We start from the raw sequence: 20056 nt of genomic DNA, 5'->3' as shown, positions 1-20056 counted from the left end.
GCACGACGCGGGCCATCCATCCACAATCGAATGCGCTGCCGATTGGCCGCTCGTTGCCGGCCGGCAGGCCTGGATATCAGCTTGCTCCTGGTAGAAAGGCCGCGATCCATTCTTTCGGAAAGCGCTTCGGCCGGCCGTTCTCGCCGATGATCGCCGCCTCGACCTTTGCTTCGACCAGAACCTCTGTCCCGCGTTTCAATTGCTGCGCCATGACGATGCGGGCGCCGGAAATATCCTGCGTTGATGTGTCGATGGTCAGGATGTCGTCCATGCGGGCAGGCGAGCGGAAATCTATCTCCATCCGCCGCACCACCCAGACGATCCGTTCGCCGTGCTTGCCTTCGTGAAGTTCTGTGTGGTGGACGCCCGCCAGCCTGAGATAGTCCGAGCGGCCGCGCTCGAAGAATTCGAGATAGCGCGCGTGGTAGACGACGCCGGAGAAGTCGGTGTCGGCATAGTAGACCCGCGCCATCAGCCGATGGCCGAATTCCGTCAAGGCTCCGGAAAGCCCGGCAGCAAGCGCCGCCGATTCACCATGATCGTCCATCGCGCTTTCCTTTTTGCCCCCGGCGGGGCACCTGTCTTGCCAAAATCACCAGCGCAGCAAACCGGATGGCACTGTTGACGGCGATGATCAAGACCGTGATGGCAGCGCTGCTGGTGCTGGCGGCGTCTGCGCTTCCCGGTCAGGCCGCTAGCTTTTCGATAAAGCGCGGCCTCAACCTCGACCAGTGGACGACCTGGGTCGGAGAAGACAAATGGAACGACCGACAAGCCATCCTGCCCTATCCGGAATGGCGCAAGTTACTCAACGAGGATGACCTCAAGGCGCTGAAGGCCGCCGGTCTCGACTTTCTGCGCATGCCGGTCGATCCCTCGCCGTTTATGTCTGATCAGACACTGGCGCTGCGCGACGACCTTTATGCCAGCGTGCGGGACTCGGCGCGCATGATCAACCGGGCCGGTCTGAAAGTGATCGTCGACATGCACCTGATCCCCGCCGGCGGCGGCCGCGAGATCGGCATGGGCCAGGTGATGGGCGATCCCGCAACCTTCGACGCCTATGTCGAGGTGATCCGCAAAATGGCGCGCGCGCTGGCCACCGAGGACCCGGCGCAGGTCGCTTTCGAGCCGATGAACGAGCCTATCGTCGACTGCGACAGCGATGGCACCAACCTGTGGCCGGAGCGTCAGCAAAAGCTGTTCGCGGCCGCGCGCGCCTCGGCCACCAGGCTGACGCTGATCCTGACCGGCGCCTGTTATTCCAATGCGGCTTCGCTGGTCAGGATCGACCCAAAGTCGATCCCCGACGACAACATCATCTGGACCTTCCACTCCTACGACCCGTTCCTGCTGACCCATCAGGGCGCGACCTGGGCCGGCGATTTCATCCCTTATGTCACCGGCCTGCCCTATCCGCTGACCGCGGTGCCGCGCGCCGAGCTCGATGCGACGCTGGATGCAATCCGCGCCAAGATAGAAGCCGAGGCGCCATGGACCAGACGGAACGGCCTGCTCGCCTATCTCGATGAACAAGTCGCCAGCATGGACACGGACGAAAAGCTGCTCGGCGTCATGGATGCGCCGTTCGAAAAGGTCGAAGCCTGGGCGAAGGCCAACGCCATCAAGCCGGAAAACATCACGCTGGGCGAGTTCGGCATGATCCGCCAGGAGTATGGCAACCCCTATGTGATGCCGCCCAAATACCGCGCGGCCTATGTCAAGGACATGATCGCGCGCGCCGAGGCGCATGGCTTCTCATGGTCGGTGTGGAGTTTTGGCGGCGCCTTCGGCATCGTCGATGCCTTCAACGGCGAAAAGGCCGAACCCGCCGTGATGGATGCAATCCGCTCGCTCCATTAGCCCTAGGGCATGTCGAGATTTCAGGTCAGGCCGAGTCGGAAATGAGGGGTTCCGAGAACCGGAAGGGAGCGGACTTTGGTCCGTGACTACCGGAAGCGCAGGAACACCTCATTTGCAGGCCGGCATCACCTGAATACCGGCATGCCCTAACCGAGGTCGATCTGCAGGATTTCCGGCCGCATGCCAAAGCGCACCGGCGCGATGCTGAAGCCGAGCCCGCCTGACACGATCAAATTGCGGTCATTCTCGACGACATGGCCATAGGCAAAGCGGTTGCCGAAGCGGGACGGCACCACCGGTGAATAGCCGAACAGCCTGACCTGCCCGCCATGTGTGTGGCCCGACAGCGTCAGCGAAACCCGCCACGGCACTTTCGGGAAAATGTCAGGCTCATGCGCAAGCAGGATGATCGGTGCCTGGTCGGTGATCTTGGCCAGCGTGCCGTCGAGATCGTCGAGGCCTTCAAATTTGTCGCGGCCTGCGGCCTTGTTCGGTAACAGGGCCAGCTGGTCGGCGAGTCCGGCGATCCAGAAGCCGTATCCATTCTTTTCCAGACGCACAGCGTCGTTCTCCAGAACCGAGATGCCGGCTTCCTCCAATGCCTTGCGCGCCACAGTCGGCCCCGCTCCGGCCTGCTGCGCGAAAGGATCGTGCCACCAGTCGTGATTGCCGAGGATCGACAGGACACCAAGCGGCGCCTTCAGTCCTGACAAGGCCGGCGCCCATTCATGGGCCTCCACCCGGTTCGTCACCAGGGACATGCCTGAGATATAGTCGCCGAGCAGTACGATCAGATCGGGCTGCAGCACGTTCGCACCCTCGACGAGCGAAGCGATCCGCTCAGGCGTCATCCAGGGGCGGCAGGCGTGAATATCGGCAAGTGCTACAACGCGCAGCTTCAAGCCCGCCGGCCAATGCGGCGGCGTCAGCCGGTAGCGCTTCACATGGGTCAACAGCATCGGCTCGATGCCGACCGCATAGGCACTGAGCGACGCCAGCGAGAGGAACGAACCCCCGACGAATTTCAGGAACCCGCGTCTGGTGATCACTTTTCTGGCTCCGACGCTTGATCGGAGCAGTTCGCGCCGACACTACGACGCCCGATAGCATCCAGGAATGCGCCTTCACGCTGGCAGGCTTGAGGAAATTCTGCGCAGACAGCCCGTTCCGGAGGACAAATCTCCGTTACTCTTCCTGGAACAGGTTGATCTGCTGCTGCGCCAGATCCTTCGGTGCGTCGAGGCCGAGATGGCGCCAGGCATTGGCGGTCAGCACGCGGCCGCGTGGCGTGCGTTGGATGAAACCCTGCTGGATCAGATAGGGCTCGATAATGTCCTCGATGGCGTCGCGCGGCTCGGACAGGCCGGCGGCGATGGTTTCGATGCCGACCGGCCCACCACCGAAATTGCGCGCGATCATCGAGAGATAGCGGCGGTCGAGCGCGTCGAGGCCGAGCGCGTCGACCTCCAGCCGCGTCAGGGCTTCGTCGGCAACCTGCTTGTCGACGTGACCGTCGCCGGCAACGGAGGCGAAGTCGCGCACCCGGCGCAGCAGCCGGCCGGCGATGCGCGGCGTGCCGCGGGCGCGACGTGCGATCTCCAGCGCGCCATCGTCGCCAAGCGGCATTTGCAGGATGCGGGCGCCGCGCCGCACGATCTGCTCCAGTTCCTCGACAGAATAGAAATTGAGCCGCACCGGAATGCCGAAACGGTCGCGCAGCGGGTTGGTCAAAAGGCCGAGCCTGGTGGTGGCGGCGACGAGCGTGAAGCGGGCAAGATCGATCTTGACCGAGCGTGCCGCCGGACCTTCGCCGATGATCAGGTCGAGCTGGAAATCCTCCATCGCCGGATAGAGGATTTCCTCGACTGCCGGATTGAGCCGGTGGATCTCGTCGATGAACAGTACATCGCGGTCTTCCAGATTGGTGAGAAGTGCGGCGAGATCGCCGGCCTTGGCGATCACCGGACCGGAGGTCGAGCGGAAATTGACGCCGAGCTCGCGCGCCATGATCTGCGCCAGCGTTGTCTTGCCAAGCCCCGGCGGCCCGACGAACAGCACATGGTCAAGCGCCTCGCTGCGGCCCTTGGCGGCCTCGATGAAGACTTTGAGGTTGGCCCGCACCGCGGCCTGGCCGACGAAATCGGCGAGCGTCTGCGGCCGCAAGGTCTGCTCAGCATCCTCGCCGCGCTTTTCCGGGGCAATGAGGCGGGGTGAAAGGCTCATGCGGCCTTCCTCGCACAGGGCAAAGGACCGGACAAGCAATCACTCACCGCGCCAGTTCCTTCAGCCCGAAACGAATGAGCTTCGAGGCATCGGCGTCCTCGCCGGCCGTCTTCAGCGCCGCCGCGACAGCATTGGCTGCGGTGTCGCGCGAATAGCCGAGATTGACCAGCGCCGAGACGGCGTCGGTGATGGGCGCCGGCGCCACGCCTTCCCCGAGTTCCTGCTTCAGGCCGATGGCGCCGGAGGCGGTTCCGGCATAGGCCGGCGCCTTGTTCTTCAATTCGGTGACGATGCGCTCGGCCACCTTCTTGCCGACGCCGGGCGCGCGGCTGACCATGGCGATGTCGCGCAGCGCGATCGCATTGGCGAGGTCGGCCGGCGCCAGCGTCGACAGGATGGCCAGCGCCACCTTGGCGCCGACGCCTTGCACATTGCTCATCAACAGCCGGAACCATTCGCGCTCAAGCACCGATTGGAAACCGTAGAGCCGGATCATGTCCTCGCGCACATAGGTCTCGATGAACAGCACCACCGCCTCGCCGGGCGAAGGCAGCGCGGCCAGCGTGCGCGCCGAGCAATAGGCGACATAGCCGACGCCGTGCACATCGACGAGGCAGAAATCCTCGTCGATCTCGTCCAGCGTGCCTTTCAATTTGCCGATCATGCGTGATCCCTCATGCCAGCGCCATCCTGTAGGCGACGCTTTGCCGGTGATGCGCGTGGCAGATGGCGATAGCTAGCGCGTCGGCGGCATGTTCGGTGTCGAAAACGGCTTTCGGCAACAGCACCTTGACCATCATGTGGATTTGCTTCTTGTCGCCATGGCCAACGCCGATCACCGCCTTTTTGACGGCATTGGGGGCATATTCGGCGACTACAAGGCCGGCGAGCGCCGGCACCAGCATGGCTATGCCGCGCGCCTGGCCGAGCTTCAGTGTCGCCACCGCATCCTTGTTGACGAAGGTTTGCTCGACGGCCGCTTCCTGCGGCATGGCCGCATGCAGGATCTCGGCCAGCCCGTCATGCAATTGGCAGAGCCGTGTCGCCAGCGCCGCCTTGTCGTCGGAGCGTACAGTGCCGGAACTGATAAAGCGCAGCGAGTTGCCGAGGCTCTCGACGATGCCCCATCCGGTGCGCCTCAGCCCCGGATCGATACCGATAATGCGAATCGCTTCCCTCATGCGCGAAGTCTACCTCCGGCGCACAGCGATGTCAGGGAAATGTGAACAAACCGGAAACGGGAAGCGTTTAACCTCGAGCGAAAGCCGTATTCAGCAGCGTGATCTGGTCGGAAACCGGATTGGCGCGGCGGCCTGTTACCGGCGTCTCGGCAAACGCGCCGCCATAGATCTCTTCGTCCATGCGGCGCACCAGCGCCTGCAGGCGCAGCGAGCGGGTGACGAGGTCGAGGAAATCCTTCGGCAGTTCGCCCCAGCCGACCGCTTCGTCATGCGCCGAGGCGGTGTCGAGACGCACCTTGGATTTTTCCGAGGCGACCTGGTCGCGGGTCATCTCGCCGGAATTTGCCGCCCGCTGCAAAAGCAGCCAGGAGGCGACCTGCATCAGCCTTGTGGTCAGCCGCATCGATTCGGCCGCATAGAGCGTCGCCGCCAGTCTGGACAGCTTCTTGGCCTCGGCCCGGCCCTTGCCGTCGAGATATTCCGCTGCTTGCTCAACCAGGCCCATGCCTTCCTGGTAGAGCGGTTTGAAGGATTGGGAGAAAACCCGGCGTTCCGCCAGCTTGATGGTTTTCGCGCTGCCCTTCGAAGGCTCGTTCATCGATACGCCCCTGCACTGCCCCGTCGGCTGATTCGGCTTCATCGCCGTCACGCCGGCACCCTAGATGACTGAAAATGCGCTTCGCCGCCGGCGAAGGCAAGCACATGTTTAACAAACGGTTAACGCCTGCGCAGGGGCGCCAAGCGGACCAAAAGCAGACAAAAAAAGAGCCGCGGATAAGGCGGCTCTCAGGAGTTTAACAGGGAGGCGTCAAACGAAGTGGCTCCAACCACTCGGTAAGAATCCAGATCACTGGATGGACATAGTAAACACCTGTAAAGCTTAATGAACCCTTAACGGCGCGGATATTTCTTGATCGACCGCTGCCCTTCTGTGCCGTATCAGCACAACGGCCCCCGAAGCCTGATCGTCAGCTTGTTCATGCCTTCTTCCACACAGCCGGCAAGGAAATGAAGGCGAACAGCAGCATTGCCGCATAAAACCCCATCGAGGAGGAAGCCAGCACCGGCTCGATCTCCGGATGGCCGGCAAGTTCAAAGTAAAGCCCGATCATCAGTGCGATGCCGCAGATTGCCGTCAGCCAGAAATGCACGACGGCAATCGTCTTTTGCCCGACCGCTGGAAACAGGTGGTAGAAGAAGGCAAACACCGCCGACATCAGCCAGCCCGCCACCATGGTGTGCGCGTGGGTCGGCATCTGCCCATGGTCATTGGAGATCGCCATATGCAGGCCGAGCGCCATGCCGCACAGGGAATAGATGACGGCCAGGGTGAAGAAATTTCGTGCTACGCCTTGCATGGGATACCCTCGATGGTTGTTGCAGACTTGGTCCGACCGCGCGCGGCCAAAATGGAGCGTCGTCGCGAGCGGCTTAGTCCCCGCAGGTTTCAGGATCATGCCGCGAAACCAGCCAATGCCGACACGGCGTCCATCCGGCAAATGCCGGGTATTGTGCGGGCTGCGGTAAAATCCGGCGACGGCGCCACCGCAACAAGCCGGCACCCACGCGGCATCTTCTGGATACATGTACGGAGATAATCCGCCCTCCTTCGGAAGCAGACGCGCGAAAGCAGCGTTTACCCCCGGAACGATGCACAAGGAGCGGCAATGGACTGGTATTCTCTCTTCAAATTCCTGCATGTCATGGCAGCGATCCTCTGGCTCGGCGGCGGTTTCGCCATGCTGCTGGTTTCGATACTCGCCGATCGCGCCGGCGACGACGAGACGCTGATGGTCATGCTGAGAACGACGGACAAACTCGGCTTGCGTCTGTTCGTGCCGGCGTCCGTCGCGACCCTGGCTTCTGGCCTGGTGCTGACTTCGCTATGGACCGGCTTCTCCGACCTTTGGGTCGTCATCGGCCTTTGCGGCTACGCCGCCGCGTTTCTGACCGGTATCCTCGTGCTGAAGCCTTCGTTCGAAAAGCTTGCCACAATGCTTGCCGCAGACGGCATGACCCCGGCTGCCATAGCGTTTGGGCGCCGCATGATACGGATCGTCAAGTTCGATTTCGTCATCATGATCGTCGTCGTCGCCGACATGGTGCTGAAGCCGACCGCGCACAACATCGCCACTCTCGGCGCAATGGCGGTCGTGGTCATGGGTGGTGCATCGCTGACCTTTGCGAGCGCCCCGCGAACCAAACCGGCAGCCGCCTGAGCGGGATTTAGAGCAGGCCGGCGATCCCGTCCCAAAGCAGCTTGACCGCGACCACGGCCACGGTCGCGTAGGTGAAGGGATAAAAAATCTCCGGCCGCATGCGCCGCACCAGCGAGGCGCCGGCGATGGTGGCCAGCGGCGCCAGCGGCATCAGCACGGCCGACGCCGTCAGGTTGGCGGTGTCGAACTGGCCAAGCGCGAAGTAGGGGATCAGCTTCAGCGCGTTGGTGGCGGCAAAGAAGATCGCCGATGTCCCCGACAGCACCTTCGGATCGAGCCGGATCGGCAGCGCATAGACCTGGAAGGGGGGCCCGCCGACATGGGCGACGAAGCTGGTGAAGCCGGCGACGGTGCCCCAGAAGGCGGCGGCGATGCGGTTGGCCGCCGCCGCATGGTCGGAACCGTGGCGGAACTGGAGATAGAGCCAGCGCAGCACGAAGATCAGCGCGACAGCGCCGACGATCAGCCGCACCATCTCTTCGGTTACGAGCGCTGCCGTCAGCCAGCCGAGCCCAATGCCGATCACCGCGCCCGGCATCATGTCGACCAGCATCTTTCTGTCGTAGACGCCCCACCACGTCCACACCGAAACGATGTCCATCAGGCACAGGATCGGCAGCAGGATGGCCGCCGCCTGCACCGGCGGCATGGCCAGCGCCATCAAAGGCACGCCAACGAAGCCGACAGCGCCGCCGAAGCCGCCTTTCGACAGCCCGACAAGTATCACCGCCGGAATGGCGGCGGCATAAAACCACGGATCGGCGAGCAGACCTGACATGAACTGGAAAAGCTGGAGGGAAGACGGTTGCCCTGCAATAGCCCAGAAACCCTTGCGCCGCGACCGGGAAAATGCCGGCCGTGTCGATCAACTGTGCGTAAAGCGACGGTTCCGGATTTGCGGCAAGATCGTCGCCGATGCATAAGGGCGCCGTCCCCGCTGCATCAGGTTTTGGCCCCAGGTTTTTGACCCCCAGGTTTTTGACAATGAGCGAACCCCACATCCGCCGCGCCGAAGCGGCCGACCTGTCTGCCATCGTAGTCATGCTCGCCGACGATCCGCTTGGCCGCAGCCGCGAGGATGCGACCGAACCACTCGCCAAGGCCTATCGCGACGCCTTTGCCGCCATCGACGCCGACCCCAACCAGTTTCTTGCCGTGATGACGGATAGCGGCCGCGTCATCGGCACGTTGCAGATCAGCTATCTCGCCGGGCTGTCGCTGCAGGGCGCCTTGCGCGGCCAGATCGAGGCTGTGCGCGTCGTCGCAGACCGCCGCGGCGAACGGCTGGGACAGCGTCTGCTGGAATGGGCGATCGAACAGTGCCGTGAACGCGGCTGCAAGATTGTCCAGCTGACCACCAACAAGAGCCGCCAGGACGCGCATCGCTTCTATGACCGGCTCGGCTTCAAGGCCAGCCACATCGGCTACAAGCTGGAGCTTAATTCAGTGGCGGCGGACGGCGCCGGATCGGCTGCGCCTTGATGATGGCGGTGCTGGTCTCCGCCTTGTCGGCGATGCGGTCGAGAAGCTTGTCGAGCTCGCCGATGGAGCGCACGTAGAGCCGGGCCACGAAACAGTCGTCGCCGGTGACCTTGTCGCATTCGCCGAATTCCGGGATCTCCTCGATCAGCTTCTGGACGATATGCAGCTTGCCCGGCAGTGGCCGCACCCGCACGATCGCCTGCAGCGGAAACCCCAGCGCCTCCGGGTCGATCTCGATGGTGAAGGCGCGGATGACGCCGCGTTCCTCGAGCCGCCGCAGCCGTTCCGAGACGCTCGGCGACGACAGCCCGACCTGCTGCGCCAGATCCTTCAACGAAGTCCGCGAATCCAGGATCAGGATGTCGAGAAGCTTTCTGTCCAACTCGTCCAGCATTTTCATCTCCTCGCAAAAGGGCAGCGCGCGCCTTATTAAATAAGGTGTTGTCCCCTTATATCCTTTCATAGGGCATATAAACCCTCAAGACGGCATGAGATTATGGCCTCAACAGATAGAGGTATTGTCATGGACAACACGGTACGCGGCACGATCGAGATGACGGCGGCGATGACGATCGTCGGCACGATCGGCTGGTTTGTCGTCATGTCGGGCCAGCCCGTCATGGACGTGGTGTTCTGGCGCTGCGCCTTCGGCGCGGTGGCGCTGCTGATCACCTGCGCGGCACTCGGGCTGCTGCGCGGCAGGCTGACGCTGCGCATTGTTGCCATCGCCGCTCTTGGCGGCGCGGCCATTGTCATCAACTGGCTGTTGCTGTTCAGCGCCTTCTCCCGCGCCTCGATCTCGATTGCCACGGCGGTCTACAACACGCAGCCCTTCATGCTGGTCGGCTTCGGCGCGCTGTTCTTCGGCGAGCGGCTGACCTTGGCCAAGCTGACCTGGCTCGGCATCGCCTTCGCCGGCATGCTGCTGATCGTGCAGACAGGGCCCGATGCGGGTGTCGGTTCCGGCATAACCGGCACAGATTATGTCATCGGCATCGTCATGGCGCTCGGAGCGGCCTTCTTCTGGGCTGTCGCGGCAATCGTCGCCAAGAAGCTCAAGGGCACCCCGCCGCATCTGATCGCGCTGATCCAGGTCTGCGTCGGCGTCGTCATGCTGGCGCCCTTCGCCAACCTCTCGCATTTGCCCGCCGATGCCTGGAGCTGGGCCATGCTGGCCACGCTTGGCGTCGTTCACACGGGCCTGGTGTACATATTCATGTACGCCGCCATCCAGAAACTGCCGACGCATCTGCAGGGGTCGCTGTCCTTCATCTATCCTGTCGTTGCGATCCTGGTCGATGTCATGGCTTTCGGCCACCGGCTGCGTCCGGCCCAGCTCGTCGGCGCAGCCGCCATCCTGATCGCCGCCGCCGGCATGAATCTCGGCTGGACTTTGTGGAGGGCCAAATCGCCGGCCGAAAGCCCGCAAGCCGTCAAATGAGCCGCAGAGCGTCGGCTCGCCGGCGATCGTAAACCAAAGCCAGCGCATCGTTCCCCGCCCGCCTGTTCAAGGCGGGCGCTTTGTTCTATGCCGCAATGCAACCATCTTCGCCCGGCATAGGCGAAACCCGGGATCGAAAGCCATGAACGACGCAACACCCCCCAACCGCTGCCGCATCGTGCTGATCGCACCCAAGGACGCTCCGGCGCAGCGCATTGCGGCTGCCTTCGACGGCGGTGATATCGCTTCGCTGATCCTGCCTGAGAGCGGCATGGACGAGGCTGCCTTCCAAGCCTTTGCAGAACAGATCGTACCGGCCGCGCAAGCGGCCGGCATCGCCGTCATCATCGCCGGCGATACCCGCATTGCCGGCCGTGTCCAGGCCGACGGCATTCATGTCGAGGTTTCCAAGGACGCGCTCGCCGAGACCATCGAACACTTCCAGGGCAAGATGATGGTCGGCGCCGGTGGCGCCAAGACGCGCGACGACGCGCTGGAACTCGGCGAAACCAGACCCGACTACATCTTCTTCGGCCGCTTCGGCTACGACAACAAGCCGGAACCGCATCCGCGCAACCTGTCGCTCGGGCAATGGTGGGCGGACGTGATTGAGATCCCTTGCATTGTCATGGCCGGTTCCGCCATCGCCTCGGTAGAAGCGGTGGCCGCCACTGGCGCCGAGTTCGTGGCGCTGTCCAGCGCCGTCTTTGCCGAAGGCGCCGATCCGAAGGCGGCGATTGCCGCCGCCAATGCGCTGCTCGACCAAACCGCGCCGCGCTTCGAGGGCTGACGTGCGCCGACATGGACTTCCTCTCGCGGTTCTCGTTGCGGCCTTGATGAGCGGGGCAGCGATCGCGGCGGAGACCGTTCCGCTGCCGCAGCCGAGGCCGGACACCAGCGCGCCCGCCCTCAGCGTGCCGGATGCGGTCGCCCCCGATGTGGGTGCCCCAAAAGCCGGTGCCACGGATTCCGGCGTCCATATCGACAAGCCGATCGACACCCCGCTGCCGCAGCCGGCGACAACGGCGCCGCTGCCGTCGGCCGACGCGATCAACCCCGAACGTTTCGGCGCCAAGCCGGCGGACCCCGCCTATGGCGCTTTCCAGCGCGGCCTTTACAAGACGGCCTACAATCTGGCGTTGGTGCGGGCTCAGAATGGCGACCCGGCGGCGCAAACGCTGGTGGCCGAGATCCTGTCGCGCGGGTTGGGCGTACCGCTTAATCCCGCAGAGGCGGCCAAATGGTACGCGCAGGCCGCCGAGCAGGGAATTCCTGAATCGCAGTTCCAGTATGCGCTGATGCTGCTCGACGGCCGCTACGTCAAAAAGGACGAAAAGGGAGCCTATGCGCTGATGCAGGCCGCCGCCGAGGCCGGCAACCGGCTGGCGCAGTTCAACTTCGCGCAATTGCTCGTGCAGCAGGATCCTGGCGATGCCGGCATCCCCAGGGCTGTGCCCTATTATGAGCGTGCCGCGGCGACAGGGCTTGCCGACGCCCAGTATGCGATGGCGCAGGTCTATGCCAATGGCGTCGGCGGCAAGACGCGAGACGATGCAAAGGCGCGCAGCTTGCTGGCACAGGCTGCCAGGCAGAACTACGACACCGCGCAGATCGATCTTGCCGCCTGGATGATCGAGGGCCGCGGCGGTGTTCGCGACCTGAAATCCGGCTTCAACTGGATGAAGCAGGCAGCTGAAGGCGGCAATGTCGCTGCCCAGAACCGGTTGGCAAAGCTCTATATGGGCGGCATCGGAACCGACCCCGACCTGATCCTGGCCGGGGCCTGGTATGTGGTCGCCCGCCGCGCCGGCCTTATCGATCCGGAGATGGACGATTTCCTGCAAGGGCTGACCGACGATCAGACAAAGCAAGCCTTGCAGAAGGCCAACCGCCTGCCCTGACACGCAACGTCACTGTGTATGATCCAGCACGACCTTGCCGAAGGGAGAGCCGTGTTCGAGATGGCGAAAGGCCTGCGCTGCCTCTGCCCATGGGAAGACCCGGTCGATCACCGGCCGCAGCCGATTGACGGCGAGCGCCCGGTTCATCGCTTCGAAGGACTCGCGCGAGCCGACCGGTATGCCGCGTGCTTTCACCTGGCGTCGGAAGATGTCGAGCGGATTGATCACCCCTTCGCTGCCGCCGAGATAACCGATGACGTTGATCTGGGCGCCGCGCGCCGACGCCTTGAGCGACTGCGCGAAACTTTGGGGACCACCGACTTCGATGATGTGATCGGCGCCGCGGCCATCGGTCAGCGCCAGCACGGCCGACGACCAATCCGGATCGTCGCGGTAGTTGACGCCATCATGCGCGCCAAGCCCCTTCGCCCGGGCAAGCTTCTCATCGCTGCTCGACGTAACAATGACGCGCGCGCCGGCCGCCCTTGCCAACTGCACGGCAAACAGCGACACGCCGCCGGTGCCGAGGCTGAGCACGGTTTCGCCTGGCTTGAGCTTGCCCTCGGTGAACAACGCATGCCAGGCAGTGACCGCGGCGCAAGGCAACGTCGCCGCCTCGACATCGCTGAGCTGCGCCGGGGCGATGACCGCCGCCTGTTCGTCCAGCCGGGCGAATTCGCTTAGCAGCCCATCGATGGGGCCACCGCGCTGGTATGAGGGTTCGGCCATGGCGAAGCTGCCGCCGACCCATCGCTGCCAGAACGTGCCACAGACCCGGTCGCCGACCTTGAAGCGGCTGACCTCGGAGCCAACCGCAACGACCTCGCCGACGCCGTCGGAAAGCGGCACCAGCGGCAAGGGGAATGTCGTGTGATAGCTGCCGCGCGCGATCTCGACATCGCGATAGTTGAGCGCCGTCGCCCTGACGCTGACGATCATCTCCTGACGGCCGGGTTCCGGCATTGGCCGTTCGACCATCTTGAGATTGTCGATGCCGCCCGGCTTCTGCAGTTCGATTGCCTTCATTGTCGTCGTCCTTTCGTTTGAAAGGAAAATTGCTTGCCAGGCGATGGATTTCAAATTCATAATGTTTACAATGATTATGCCTACGAGACATGGTTCTGGCTATGCTTGAGGAATTGCGCACGCTCGCCCTGTTTGCCGAGGAGGGCTCGATCCAGAAGGTCGCCCGGCGCCTGCCGCTGACCCAGCCCGCTGTGACCCGGCAGATCCAGCGGCTGGAGGACATGCTTGGCACGACGCTGCTCGACCGCCGGCAAAAGCCGCCGCGACTGACGCCGACGGGGCTGGAAGTGCTGGCGCGCGGCCGCGATATCATCGCTTCCGTAGAAGCGCTGAAATCCTTCGCCGGAAAGACCGAGCCGGAAGGACTGTTCCGCCTGGGTCTCGCCCATGGCCTCTCGGACCGCGACATCGCCGGGGCCATCGCCAACGCCGCGGCGGCGTTCCCGAAAGTGTCGCTACGGCTCAAGACCGGCTGGAGCGCCGAACTGATCGATCAGTTCGAACGCGGCGAGCTCGATGTGACGATTGTTCTGCGATCGTCGGATAAGCCAGGTCCGGAAGCGCTTGGCACTGAACGTCTTGGCGTCATAGCTGCGTCCACTGTCGCCGATCCGGAAGACGGTGGCCGGACACCCATGCCGTGGGTGCTTAGTCCGGCACCTTGCGACGCGCGCCAGAAGCTCACGTCCGTTCTGGTCGGCGGAAAGCGTCATTTCGAGATCGCGGCGGAGATACAGGACCCGGCCTTGCAGATGGAATGGGTCCGTCGGGGGCACGGCCTTGGGCTGATGCCGTTGCGTCTTGCAAGGCGCGGACTTCCCGACGGCCTCATGCTCGTCAATACGGAAGATGTTGACCTTTCCTTGCAGGTCGCCGCACTTCGTTCGCCTCATCTCAACCGGCTGACTGAGGCTGCGGATGCCATCGTCGAGGCCGTCGGTAAAGTCATTGCGGCCCAGGTTTGAGGCTACCAGCCGCTGTCGGGCGATCTGGCATCCCTTGCCTCTCCTGCCGATTTGTGGTCTTGGGGGCCCGAAATCGCTTGTCCAGCGACCATCCCCATACCAACGGCCAAGCCGTTGCTAGCATCCCGGATCAATCTCATCATGGCCAAGATCAATGGCAACGAAATCCGTCCCGGCTATGTCATCGAGCACGATGGCGGCCTTTGGGTGGCGGTCAGGACCAACACCGTCAAGCCCGGCAAGGGCGGTGCCTACAACCAGGTCGAACTGAAGAACCTGATCAACGGCACCAAGCTCAACGAGCGCTTCCGCTCGGCCGAGACCGTCGAGCAGATCCGGCTCGATCTGAAGGATTTTTCCTTCCTCTACGCCCAGGACGACGCGCTGGTGTTCATGGACACGCAGAGCTACGAGCAACTCGAGCTGGCGAAGGATTTCGTCGGCGACCGTGCCGCCTTCCTGCAGGACGGCATGATGGTGACGGTCCAGCTCTATGAGGACAGGCCGATCGGCATTTCGCTGCCCGACCAGGTGACGCTGACCATCACCGAGGCCGACCCGGTGGTGAAGGGCCAGACGGCCGCGTCCTCGTACAAGCCGGCGGTGCTGGAAAACGGCATCCGCGTGCTGGTGCCGCCATTCATCGGCGCCGGCGAACGCATCGTCGTCGACACCAACGAACTCACCTACATGCGCCGCGCAGACTGACGCGTAGGCAGGAACAGATACGATGGCACGCTCCGCACTTCTCAATGTCATGGTCCAGGCCGCCATGAAGGCCGGCCGCTCGCTGTCGCGCGACTTCGGCGAGGTGCAGAACCTGCAGGTGTCGATGAAGGGACCGGGCGACTATGTCAGCCAAGCCGACCGCAAGGCCGAGGACATTCTGTTTGCCGAACTGTCGAAGGCACGGCCGGGCTATGCCTTCCTGATGGAAGAGCGCGGCATGATCGCAGGGGACGACGACCAGCACCGTTGGATCGTCGACCCGCTCGACGGCACCACCAATTTCCTGCACGGCATTCCGATCTTTTCCATCTCGATCGCGCTGGAGCGACAGGGCCAGTTGGTCGCCGCTGTCATCTACAATCCGGCAATGGATGAGCTCTACACCGCCGAGCGCGGCGGCGGCGCCTTCATGAACGATCGCCGGCTGCGCGTTGCCGGCCGCAGCAAGCTCACCGACTGCGTCATCGGCTGCGGCGTGCCGCATCTCGGCCGCGGCCAGCACGGCAATTTCCTCGTCGAGTTGCGCAATGTGATGGCCGAGGTCTCGGGCGTGCGCCGCCTGGGTTCCGCCGCGCTCGATCTCGCTTATGTCGCCGCCGGCCGCATGGACGGCTTTTGGGAAACCGGCCTTTCGGCCTGGGACATTGCCGCCGGCCTGCTGCTGATCCGCGAGGCCGGTGGCTTCGTCTCCGACATGGATGGAGGCCAGGATATGCTCGAGGCGGGTTCGCTCGTCGCCGGCAACGAGGTCATCCAGCGCGCGCTGCTCAAGGCGGTGAAGAAGCCGCTTTCGGCGCGCTGATCACTTGGCATGCCGGCGCGGCGTGCTGAAGCGCCGGAGTCGCAAAACCGCAATCAAAGCTTGAAATACTGCCCGGCGGCCGCCCAGATAAGGGTGACGCAGGATTTTTTATGACGAGCATACCTTCACTATCCTCGCGACAAGCGCAGCCAGACCAGCCAGTTGAAATCCCTTATGTCGGGCGTTGGCACTACTCGCGTGCGGAGATGATCGCCGATGGCATCGTCCATGCGGTCGGCATCGTGCTGGCGATAGCAGCCGGCTCGGCCTTGCTGGCACTGGCCGCCTTCCATGCCGGTCCCGGCGAATACATCGCCGCCGCCTTCTTTGTGGTGTCGCTGCTGACTGTGCTGTCGATTTCGCTGACCTACAATCTGTGGCCGGTGACGTCGCCGGCGAAGTGGATCTTGCGGCGCTTCGATCATGCGGCGATCTACCTCCTGATCGCCGCGACCTACACGCCCTTTCTGGCCCAGCTCGACGGCTCGCCGCTGGCGCTGCCGATGATTGTCCTTGTCTGGACCGCTGCTTTGACCGGCATTGCCATGAAAGTGTTCCTGCCCGGCCGCTTCGATCGTCTGGCCATTGTCTTCTATCTCGCCATCGGCTGGAGCGGCGTCGTCCTGGTCAAGCCGCTGGTGGCGACGTTGCCGACGACCTCGATCGCGCTGATTGTCGCCGGCGGCATCGTGTACTCCTGCGGCGTCATCTTCTTCGCCTGGAAACGCCTGCGCTTTCACAATGCCCTCTGGCACGGCTTTGTCGTCACCGGCGCCGGGCTGCATCTTGCCGCCATGGTCGACTGCCTGGTCGTCAACCGCCTCTGAACGGCGTGGTGCGGCCCGACAGTCGGGCAATATTGCCAAGCGCCATTCATTTTGGTCACAATTCCGTTTAGAGTCGCGAATTACGTGATCGGCGGCACTGGAGCGGTTCCAGGGAAGTATGAGCGGCTTCCCGTTCGGAATTGCGTCAAGGCAAATAGAGCATCGGAAACGGGGCACGGATGGCTTTTCTCAGATCCTTCGGCGTGGGCAGGCGTTCTGATGTCCTGATGTACGATCCGCACAAACTGTCGAGCCCGCAGGTCTTCCTCCTGACCATGGTCATCTTCCTGGTCATCGTCGCCTTCATCGCCGCCATCCTCACCCGCCAGATCTCGACCGCTTTCGGGAGCAATCCCGGCCTCAACGGCCTGATCGTCGGCGTCCTTGTGGTCGGCATCCTGCTTGCCTTCGCCCAGGTCGGACGACTGTTTCGCGAAGTGCGCTGGGTCAATTCCTTCCGCGCCGGTTCCGAAACCACCGAGCCGGTGCTGCTGGCGCCGATGAAGGCGATGATCGGCCGCTCCTCGACGGTCGCCTTCTCGACGTCTTCGATGCGCACCATGCTGGATTCGATCGCCACCCGCCTCGACGAAAGCCGCGACACCTCGCGCTATCTCGTCGGGTTGCTGGTGTTCCTCGGTCTGCTCGGCACCTTCTGGGGCCTGCTCAACACCATCGGCTCGATCCGCGAAACCATCGAATCGCTCGATCCCGGCACCGGCGACGCCGCCGCCGTGCTCGATTCGCTGAAGCAGGGGCTGTCGGCGCCGCTGGCCGGCATGGGTACGGCCTTTTCGTCCTCGCTGTTCGGCCTTTCCGGGTCGCTGGTGCTAGGCTTCCTCGACCTGCAGGCCGGCCGCGCGCAGACCCGGTTCTATACCGAGCTTGAAAACTGGCTGTCCTCGGTCACCGATCTCTCCTCCGACATCGCCGTCGCCGACCCGGCCAAGACTGAATCCTCCGACGAGATCCGGGTCCTGTCGGAACGGCTGCGCAGCATGCAGGAAAGCGGCGGCGGCTCCAATCCGCGCGTCGCCACCGCCATGGCCAATCTCGCCGACGGCATTTCCGGCCTGGTCAAGAACATGCGCTCCGAGCAGCAGATCATGCGCGACTGGGTCGAGGCCCAGTCGGACGAGCAGAAGGCGATGCGCAACACGCTGGAAAAGATCGCCGACGCGCTGAAGAAACCCGGGGTCCACTAGCATGGCTCTCGCCAGGGGCCGGCGCACCGATCGCCGGATCGACTATTGGCCGGGCTTCGTCGACGCGCTGTCGACGCTGCTGCTGGCCATCATGTTCCTGCTCACCGTTTTCGTGCTGGCGCAGTTCCTGCTCGGACGCGAACTCTCCGGCAAGGATACGGCGCTCACGCGCCTCAACTCGCAGATCAACGAACTGACGCAGTTGCTGGCGCTGGAGCGCTCGAGCGCGCAGGACAAGGACGATTCGCTGGCCAATCTGCAGGCGTCGCTGTCGGCGGCGGAAGCTGAGAAGAGCCGGCTCGAGCAGCTGCTGGCGCAAGGCGCCGGCGCCGGCGACGCCGCCAACCAGCGCGCCGCGGAGCTCGGCGGCGAACTCGACAGCCAGCGCCAGATCAGCCAGCAGGCGCTGAGCCAGGTCGAGATCCTGAACCAGCAGATCGCGGCACTGCGCAAGCAGATCGGCGCGCTCGAGGACGCCCTCAATGTGTCCGAAACGCGCGACCGCGATTCCAACACCAAGATCGCCGATCTCGGCCGTCGGCTCAACGTCGCGCTGGCGCAGCGCGTGCAGGAGCTGAACCGCTATCGCTCCGACTTCTTCGGCCGCCTGCGCGAAATCCTCGCCGACCGCGAGAACATCCGCATCGTCGGCGACCGCTTCGTCTTCCAGTCGGAAGTTCTGTTCCCGACCGGGTCGGAAGTGATCAACGATGCCGGCAAGGTCGAGATGAAGAAGCTCGCCGATGCCATCATCGAGTTGCAAAAGGAAATCCCGCCCGAGATCAACTGGGTGCTGCGCGTCGACGGCCACACCGACAACAAGCCGCTGTCCGGCGCCGGCCGCTATCGCGACAATTGGGAATTGTCGACGGCGCGTTCGACCTCGGTGGTCAAGTTCCTGATCGAGAACGGCGTCCCCGCCAACCGGCTGGTTGCGGCCGGCTTCGGCGAATTCCAGCCGCTCGACCCCGCCGACACCGAAGACGCCCGCAACAAGAACCGACGCATTGAACTGAAGCTCACCGAACGGTGATTTTCAGTCACGCGAAATTGTTTGCCGGCTCAACTCTAGGGCGCAACGCCAAGTCGGCAAGGCCTGAAAACATTATCTTTCTTTAATTACACTTCGCGTTTCCGGGCTCCTACTTTGACGCGCAGGGCCGAGAACCGCCGGCGATGCCTCCCATCGCGACGCGACGGAACCGGACGGCCCGCTTCCGGAAGGCGGAGCGAAAGCGCTTGCCCCTTCCATAGCAGGAGGAGACGCACATCATGCGCTCTTTGAAGACTCTCAGGACCGCAACCCTCACGACACTTCTGATCACTGTTCCACTCGCCGGCGCCTATGCCGCCGGACATCACAAGGGCGCCCTCGACGCCAGCGACCCGACCGACATGACCGGTCCGCGCGTGACCGGCCTGATCGAGCAGGTGCGGGGCGTCGAACAGGGCATCACGGATGCGCGCGAGACGAAGGGCATCTCGACCTCGGAAGCGCAGTGGCTGCATCTGCGTGCTGCGCATATCGGCCAGGCCGCCGAACGGGTCGCCGCTTCTGACCATGGCCGGATCCCGGCCGCGCAATATCACGATCTGCTGCGCCGCCTCGACAATGTCGATCAGAGGCTGATGTCCGACACCGGCAGCGGCTTCATGATCGGCGATGGCTCCGACGGCGGGAATTATCCGAACGGCTGAGATCCGCTCTGATATCTCCAGGAATGAGGAAGGGACTGTCTGACGCCCCCGGATCTGGCTCCGAGGGCGTCTTTTTTGTCACCAGCCCAGCCACAGCGCAGCGAGGGCCAGCACCGCCGGCACGGTCTGAATATAGAGGATCTTCCGGCTGGCAGTCGCCGCGCCATAGAGGCCGGCGATGGCGATGCAAAGCAGGAAGAACACCTTGATCTGGAATCCCGCCGCGCCGAGATAGAGGCCCCAGATCAGCCCGGCGGCAAGGAAGCCGTTGTAGAGCCCCTGATTGGCGGCGAGCACCTTCGATGCGCTGGCGAAGTCCGGCTTGAGGTTGAACGCCCTGTGCCCGCGCGGTGTGTCCCACGCCACCATTTCCAAATAGACGATGTAGAGGTGGATCAGGGCCACCAGCCCGACCAGGAAATTGCCGATCATCTCAGTCTCCCCTCCGGCGGTGTTCCACCGCAGCGCACAAGCTCACCGGCGCAAGCTGCATC

Annotated in this window: 24 protein-coding genes; 13 read left to right on the top strand and 11 right to left on the bottom strand. The window is 63.6% G+C overall.

Translation table 11 applies throughout. The features are described from left to right. Nucleotides 1-76 precede the first annotated feature (76 nt). The gene (gene ybgC / locus NKI35_RS22655; RefSeq protein ID WP_023700290.1) at nucleotides 77-547 is read right to left on the bottom strand and encodes a tol-pal system-associated acyl-CoA thioesterase; all 471 of its coding nucleotides are present in this window, start codon (nucleotides 545-547) and stop codon (nucleotides 77-79) included. Nucleotides 548-612: 65 nt separating this feature from the next. On the opposite strand from ybgC, the gene NKI35_RS22650 reads away from it, so the two are divergent. Beyond that, nucleotides 613-1863, top strand: coding sequence for a glycoside hydrolase family 5 protein (locus tag NKI35_RS22650; RefSeq protein ID WP_352741540.1), 1251 nt, complete (start codon nucleotides 613-615; stop codon nucleotides 1861-1863). A gap of 146 nt (nucleotides 1864-2009) precedes the next feature. On the opposite strand, the gene NKI35_RS22645 is transcribed toward NKI35_RS22650, so the two are convergent. The 6 genes from NKI35_RS22645 to NKI35_RS22620 all read right to left on the bottom strand — a co-directional run bounded on the left by NKI35_RS22645 (nucleotide 2010) and on the right by NKI35_RS22620 (nucleotide 6625). Continuing rightward, nucleotides 2010-2912 carry a metallophosphoesterase gene (locus NKI35_RS22645; protein WP_023684177.1) on the bottom strand — a complete coding sequence of 301 codons (903 nt, stop codon included), beginning with the start codon at nucleotides 2910-2912 and terminating at the stop codon, nucleotides 2010-2012. Nucleotides 2913-3048: 136 nt separating this feature from the next. Continuing rightward, the gene (gene ruvB, locus NKI35_RS22640) at nucleotides 3049-4086 is read right to left on the bottom strand and encodes a Holliday junction branch migration DNA helicase RuvB (protein ID WP_023688958.1); all 1038 of its coding nucleotides are present in this window, start codon (nucleotides 4084-4086) and stop codon (nucleotides 3049-3051) included. 43 nt (nucleotides 4087-4129) lie between these two features. After that, the gene (ruvA, locus tag NKI35_RS22635) at nucleotides 4130-4750 is read right to left on the bottom strand and encodes a Holliday junction branch migration protein RuvA (protein WP_023684176.1); all 621 of its coding nucleotides are present in this window, start codon (nucleotides 4748-4750) and stop codon (nucleotides 4130-4132) included. 10 nt (nucleotides 4751-4760) lie between these two features. After that, nucleotides 4761-5267, bottom strand: coding sequence for a crossover junction endodeoxyribonuclease RuvC (gene ruvC / locus NKI35_RS22630; protein WP_023688957.1), 507 nt, complete (start codon nucleotides 5265-5267; stop codon nucleotides 4761-4763). A 67-nt stretch (nucleotides 5268-5334) separates the two neighbouring features. After that, nucleotides 5335-5865, bottom strand: a complete 531-nt coding sequence (gene rcdA, locus NKI35_RS22625) for a protease adaptor protein RcdA (protein ID WP_023688956.1) — start codon at nucleotides 5863-5865, stop codon at nucleotides 5335-5337. Nucleotides 5866-6244: 379 nt separating this feature from the next. After that, complete coding sequence (locus NKI35_RS22620) at nucleotides 6245-6625, bottom strand: hypothetical protein (RefSeq protein ID WP_023668767.1); 381 nt, start codon at nucleotides 6623-6625, stop codon at nucleotides 6245-6247. 309 nt (nucleotides 6626-6934) lie between these two features. Here NKI35_RS22620 and NKI35_RS22615 point away from each other — a divergent pair, with 309 nt between their 5' ends. After that, on the top strand, nucleotides 6935-7486 hold the full coding sequence (locus tag NKI35_RS22615) for a DUF2269 family protein (protein WP_352741539.1): 552 nt from the start codon (nucleotides 6935-6937) through the stop codon (nucleotides 7484-7486). Between the two features lie 7 nt (nucleotides 7487-7493). Here the strand turns inward: NKI35_RS22615 and NKI35_RS22610 are convergent, their stop codons facing one another. Further along, nucleotides 7494-8264 carry a sulfite exporter TauE/SafE family protein gene (locus NKI35_RS22610; protein WP_023832594.1) on the bottom strand — a complete coding sequence of 257 codons (771 nt, stop codon included), beginning with the start codon at nucleotides 8262-8264 and terminating at the stop codon, nucleotides 7494-7496. A gap of 206 nt (nucleotides 8265-8470) precedes the next feature. Here NKI35_RS22610 and NKI35_RS22605 point away from each other — a divergent pair, with 206 nt between their 5' ends. Continuing rightward, nucleotides 8471-8968 carry a GNAT family N-acetyltransferase gene (locus NKI35_RS22605; protein WP_023684173.1) on the top strand — a complete coding sequence of 166 codons (498 nt, stop codon included), beginning with the start codon at nucleotides 8471-8473 and terminating at the stop codon, nucleotides 8966-8968. On the opposite strand, the gene NKI35_RS22600 is transcribed toward NKI35_RS22605, so the two are convergent. After that, nucleotides 8925-9362: an Lrp/AsnC family transcriptional regulator gene (locus NKI35_RS22600; RefSeq protein WP_023704892.1), complete on the bottom strand. Its 438-nt coding sequence runs from the start codon at nucleotides 9360-9362 to the stop codon at nucleotides 8925-8927. The genes NKI35_RS22605 and NKI35_RS22600 overlap by 44 nt on opposite strands. Before the next feature lie 129 nt (nucleotides 9363-9491). Here NKI35_RS22600 and NKI35_RS22595 point away from each other — a divergent pair, with 129 nt between their 5' ends. The 3 genes from NKI35_RS22595 (at nucleotide 9492) to NKI35_RS22585 (ending at nucleotide 12310) form a co-directional block, all read left to right on the top strand. After that, complete coding sequence (locus tag NKI35_RS22595; RefSeq protein WP_352741538.1) at nucleotides 9492-10409, top strand: DMT family transporter; 918 nt, start codon at nucleotides 9492-9494, stop codon at nucleotides 10407-10409. A gap of 142 nt (nucleotides 10410-10551) precedes the next feature. Beyond that, the gene (locus NKI35_RS22590) at nucleotides 10552-11199 is read left to right on the top strand and encodes a thiamine phosphate synthase (RefSeq protein ID WP_352741537.1); all 648 of its coding nucleotides are present in this window, start codon (nucleotides 10552-10554) and stop codon (nucleotides 11197-11199) included. A 46-nt stretch (nucleotides 11200-11245) separates the two neighbouring features. Continuing rightward, a complete protein-coding gene (locus NKI35_RS22585; RefSeq protein ID WP_352741536.1) occupies nucleotides 11246-12310 on the top strand; it encodes a tetratricopeptide repeat protein in 1065 nt (354 codons plus the stop codon). A 9-nt stretch (nucleotides 12311-12319) separates the two neighbouring features. Here NKI35_RS22585 and NKI35_RS22580 read toward each other — a convergent pair whose 3' ends face one another. Then, on the bottom strand, nucleotides 12320-13336 hold the full coding sequence (locus NKI35_RS22580) for a zinc-dependent alcohol dehydrogenase family protein (protein WP_352741535.1): 1017 nt from the start codon (nucleotides 13334-13336) through the stop codon (nucleotides 12320-12322). Nucleotides 13337-13437: 101 nt separating this feature from the next. Between NKI35_RS22580 and NKI35_RS22575 the strand changes: the two genes are divergently transcribed. From NKI35_RS22575 to NKI35_RS22545, 7 genes are all read left to right on the top strand, one after another. After that, the gene (locus NKI35_RS22575; protein WP_352741534.1) at nucleotides 13438-14301 is read left to right on the top strand and encodes a LysR family transcriptional regulator; all 864 of its coding nucleotides are present in this window, start codon (nucleotides 13438-13440) and stop codon (nucleotides 14299-14301) included. A 141-nt stretch (nucleotides 14302-14442) separates the two neighbouring features. Continuing rightward, nucleotides 14443-15009 carry an elongation factor P gene (gene efp, locus NKI35_RS22570; RefSeq protein ID WP_023668757.1) on the top strand — a complete coding sequence of 189 codons (567 nt, stop codon included), beginning with the start codon at nucleotides 14443-14445 and terminating at the stop codon, nucleotides 15007-15009. 22 nt (nucleotides 15010-15031) lie between these two features. After that, nucleotides 15032-15832 (top strand): inositol monophosphatase family protein, encoded by an 801-nt coding sequence (locus NKI35_RS22565; RefSeq protein WP_023684166.1) that lies wholly within the window; start codon nucleotides 15032-15034, stop codon nucleotides 15830-15832. A gap of 206 nt (nucleotides 15833-16038) precedes the next feature. Continuing rightward, nucleotides 16039-16659: a PAQR family membrane homeostasis protein TrhA gene (gene trhA, locus NKI35_RS22560; RefSeq protein WP_023694587.1), complete on the top strand. Its 621-nt coding sequence runs from the start codon at nucleotides 16039-16041 to the stop codon at nucleotides 16657-16659. Nucleotides 16660-16838: 179 nt separating this feature from the next. Next, the gene (locus NKI35_RS22555; RefSeq protein ID WP_023668754.1) at nucleotides 16839-17864 is read left to right on the top strand and encodes a MotA/TolQ/ExbB proton channel family protein; all 1026 of its coding nucleotides are present in this window, start codon (nucleotides 16839-16841) and stop codon (nucleotides 17862-17864) included. A 1-nt stretch (nucleotide 17865) separates the two neighbouring features. After that, complete coding sequence (locus NKI35_RS22550; protein WP_023700275.1) at nucleotides 17866-18897, top strand: peptidoglycan -binding protein; 1032 nt, start codon at nucleotides 17866-17868, stop codon at nucleotides 18895-18897. Between the two features lie 239 nt (nucleotides 18898-19136). Further along, on the top strand, nucleotides 19137-19562 hold the full coding sequence (locus tag NKI35_RS22545) for a hypothetical protein (protein ID WP_023688945.1): 426 nt from the start codon (nucleotides 19137-19139) through the stop codon (nucleotides 19560-19562). Between the two features lie 78 nt (nucleotides 19563-19640). Here the strand turns inward: NKI35_RS22545 and NKI35_RS22540 are convergent, their stop codons facing one another. Then, the gene (locus tag NKI35_RS22540) at nucleotides 19641-19994 is read right to left on the bottom strand and encodes a DUF1304 domain-containing protein (RefSeq protein WP_023750372.1); all 354 of its coding nucleotides are present in this window, start codon (nucleotides 19992-19994) and stop codon (nucleotides 19641-19643) included. Nucleotides 19995-20056 lie beyond the last annotated feature (62 nt).

The sequence above is a fragment of the Mesorhizobium sp. M0676 genome (assembly GCF_040320535.1).
Classification (GTDB): Bacteria; Pseudomonadota; Alphaproteobacteria; order Rhizobiales; family Rhizobiaceae; genus Mesorhizobium.
The sequence above is the reverse complement of the archived record's forward strand: the minus strand, read 5'-3'. Positions and strand labels throughout refer to the sequence as shown.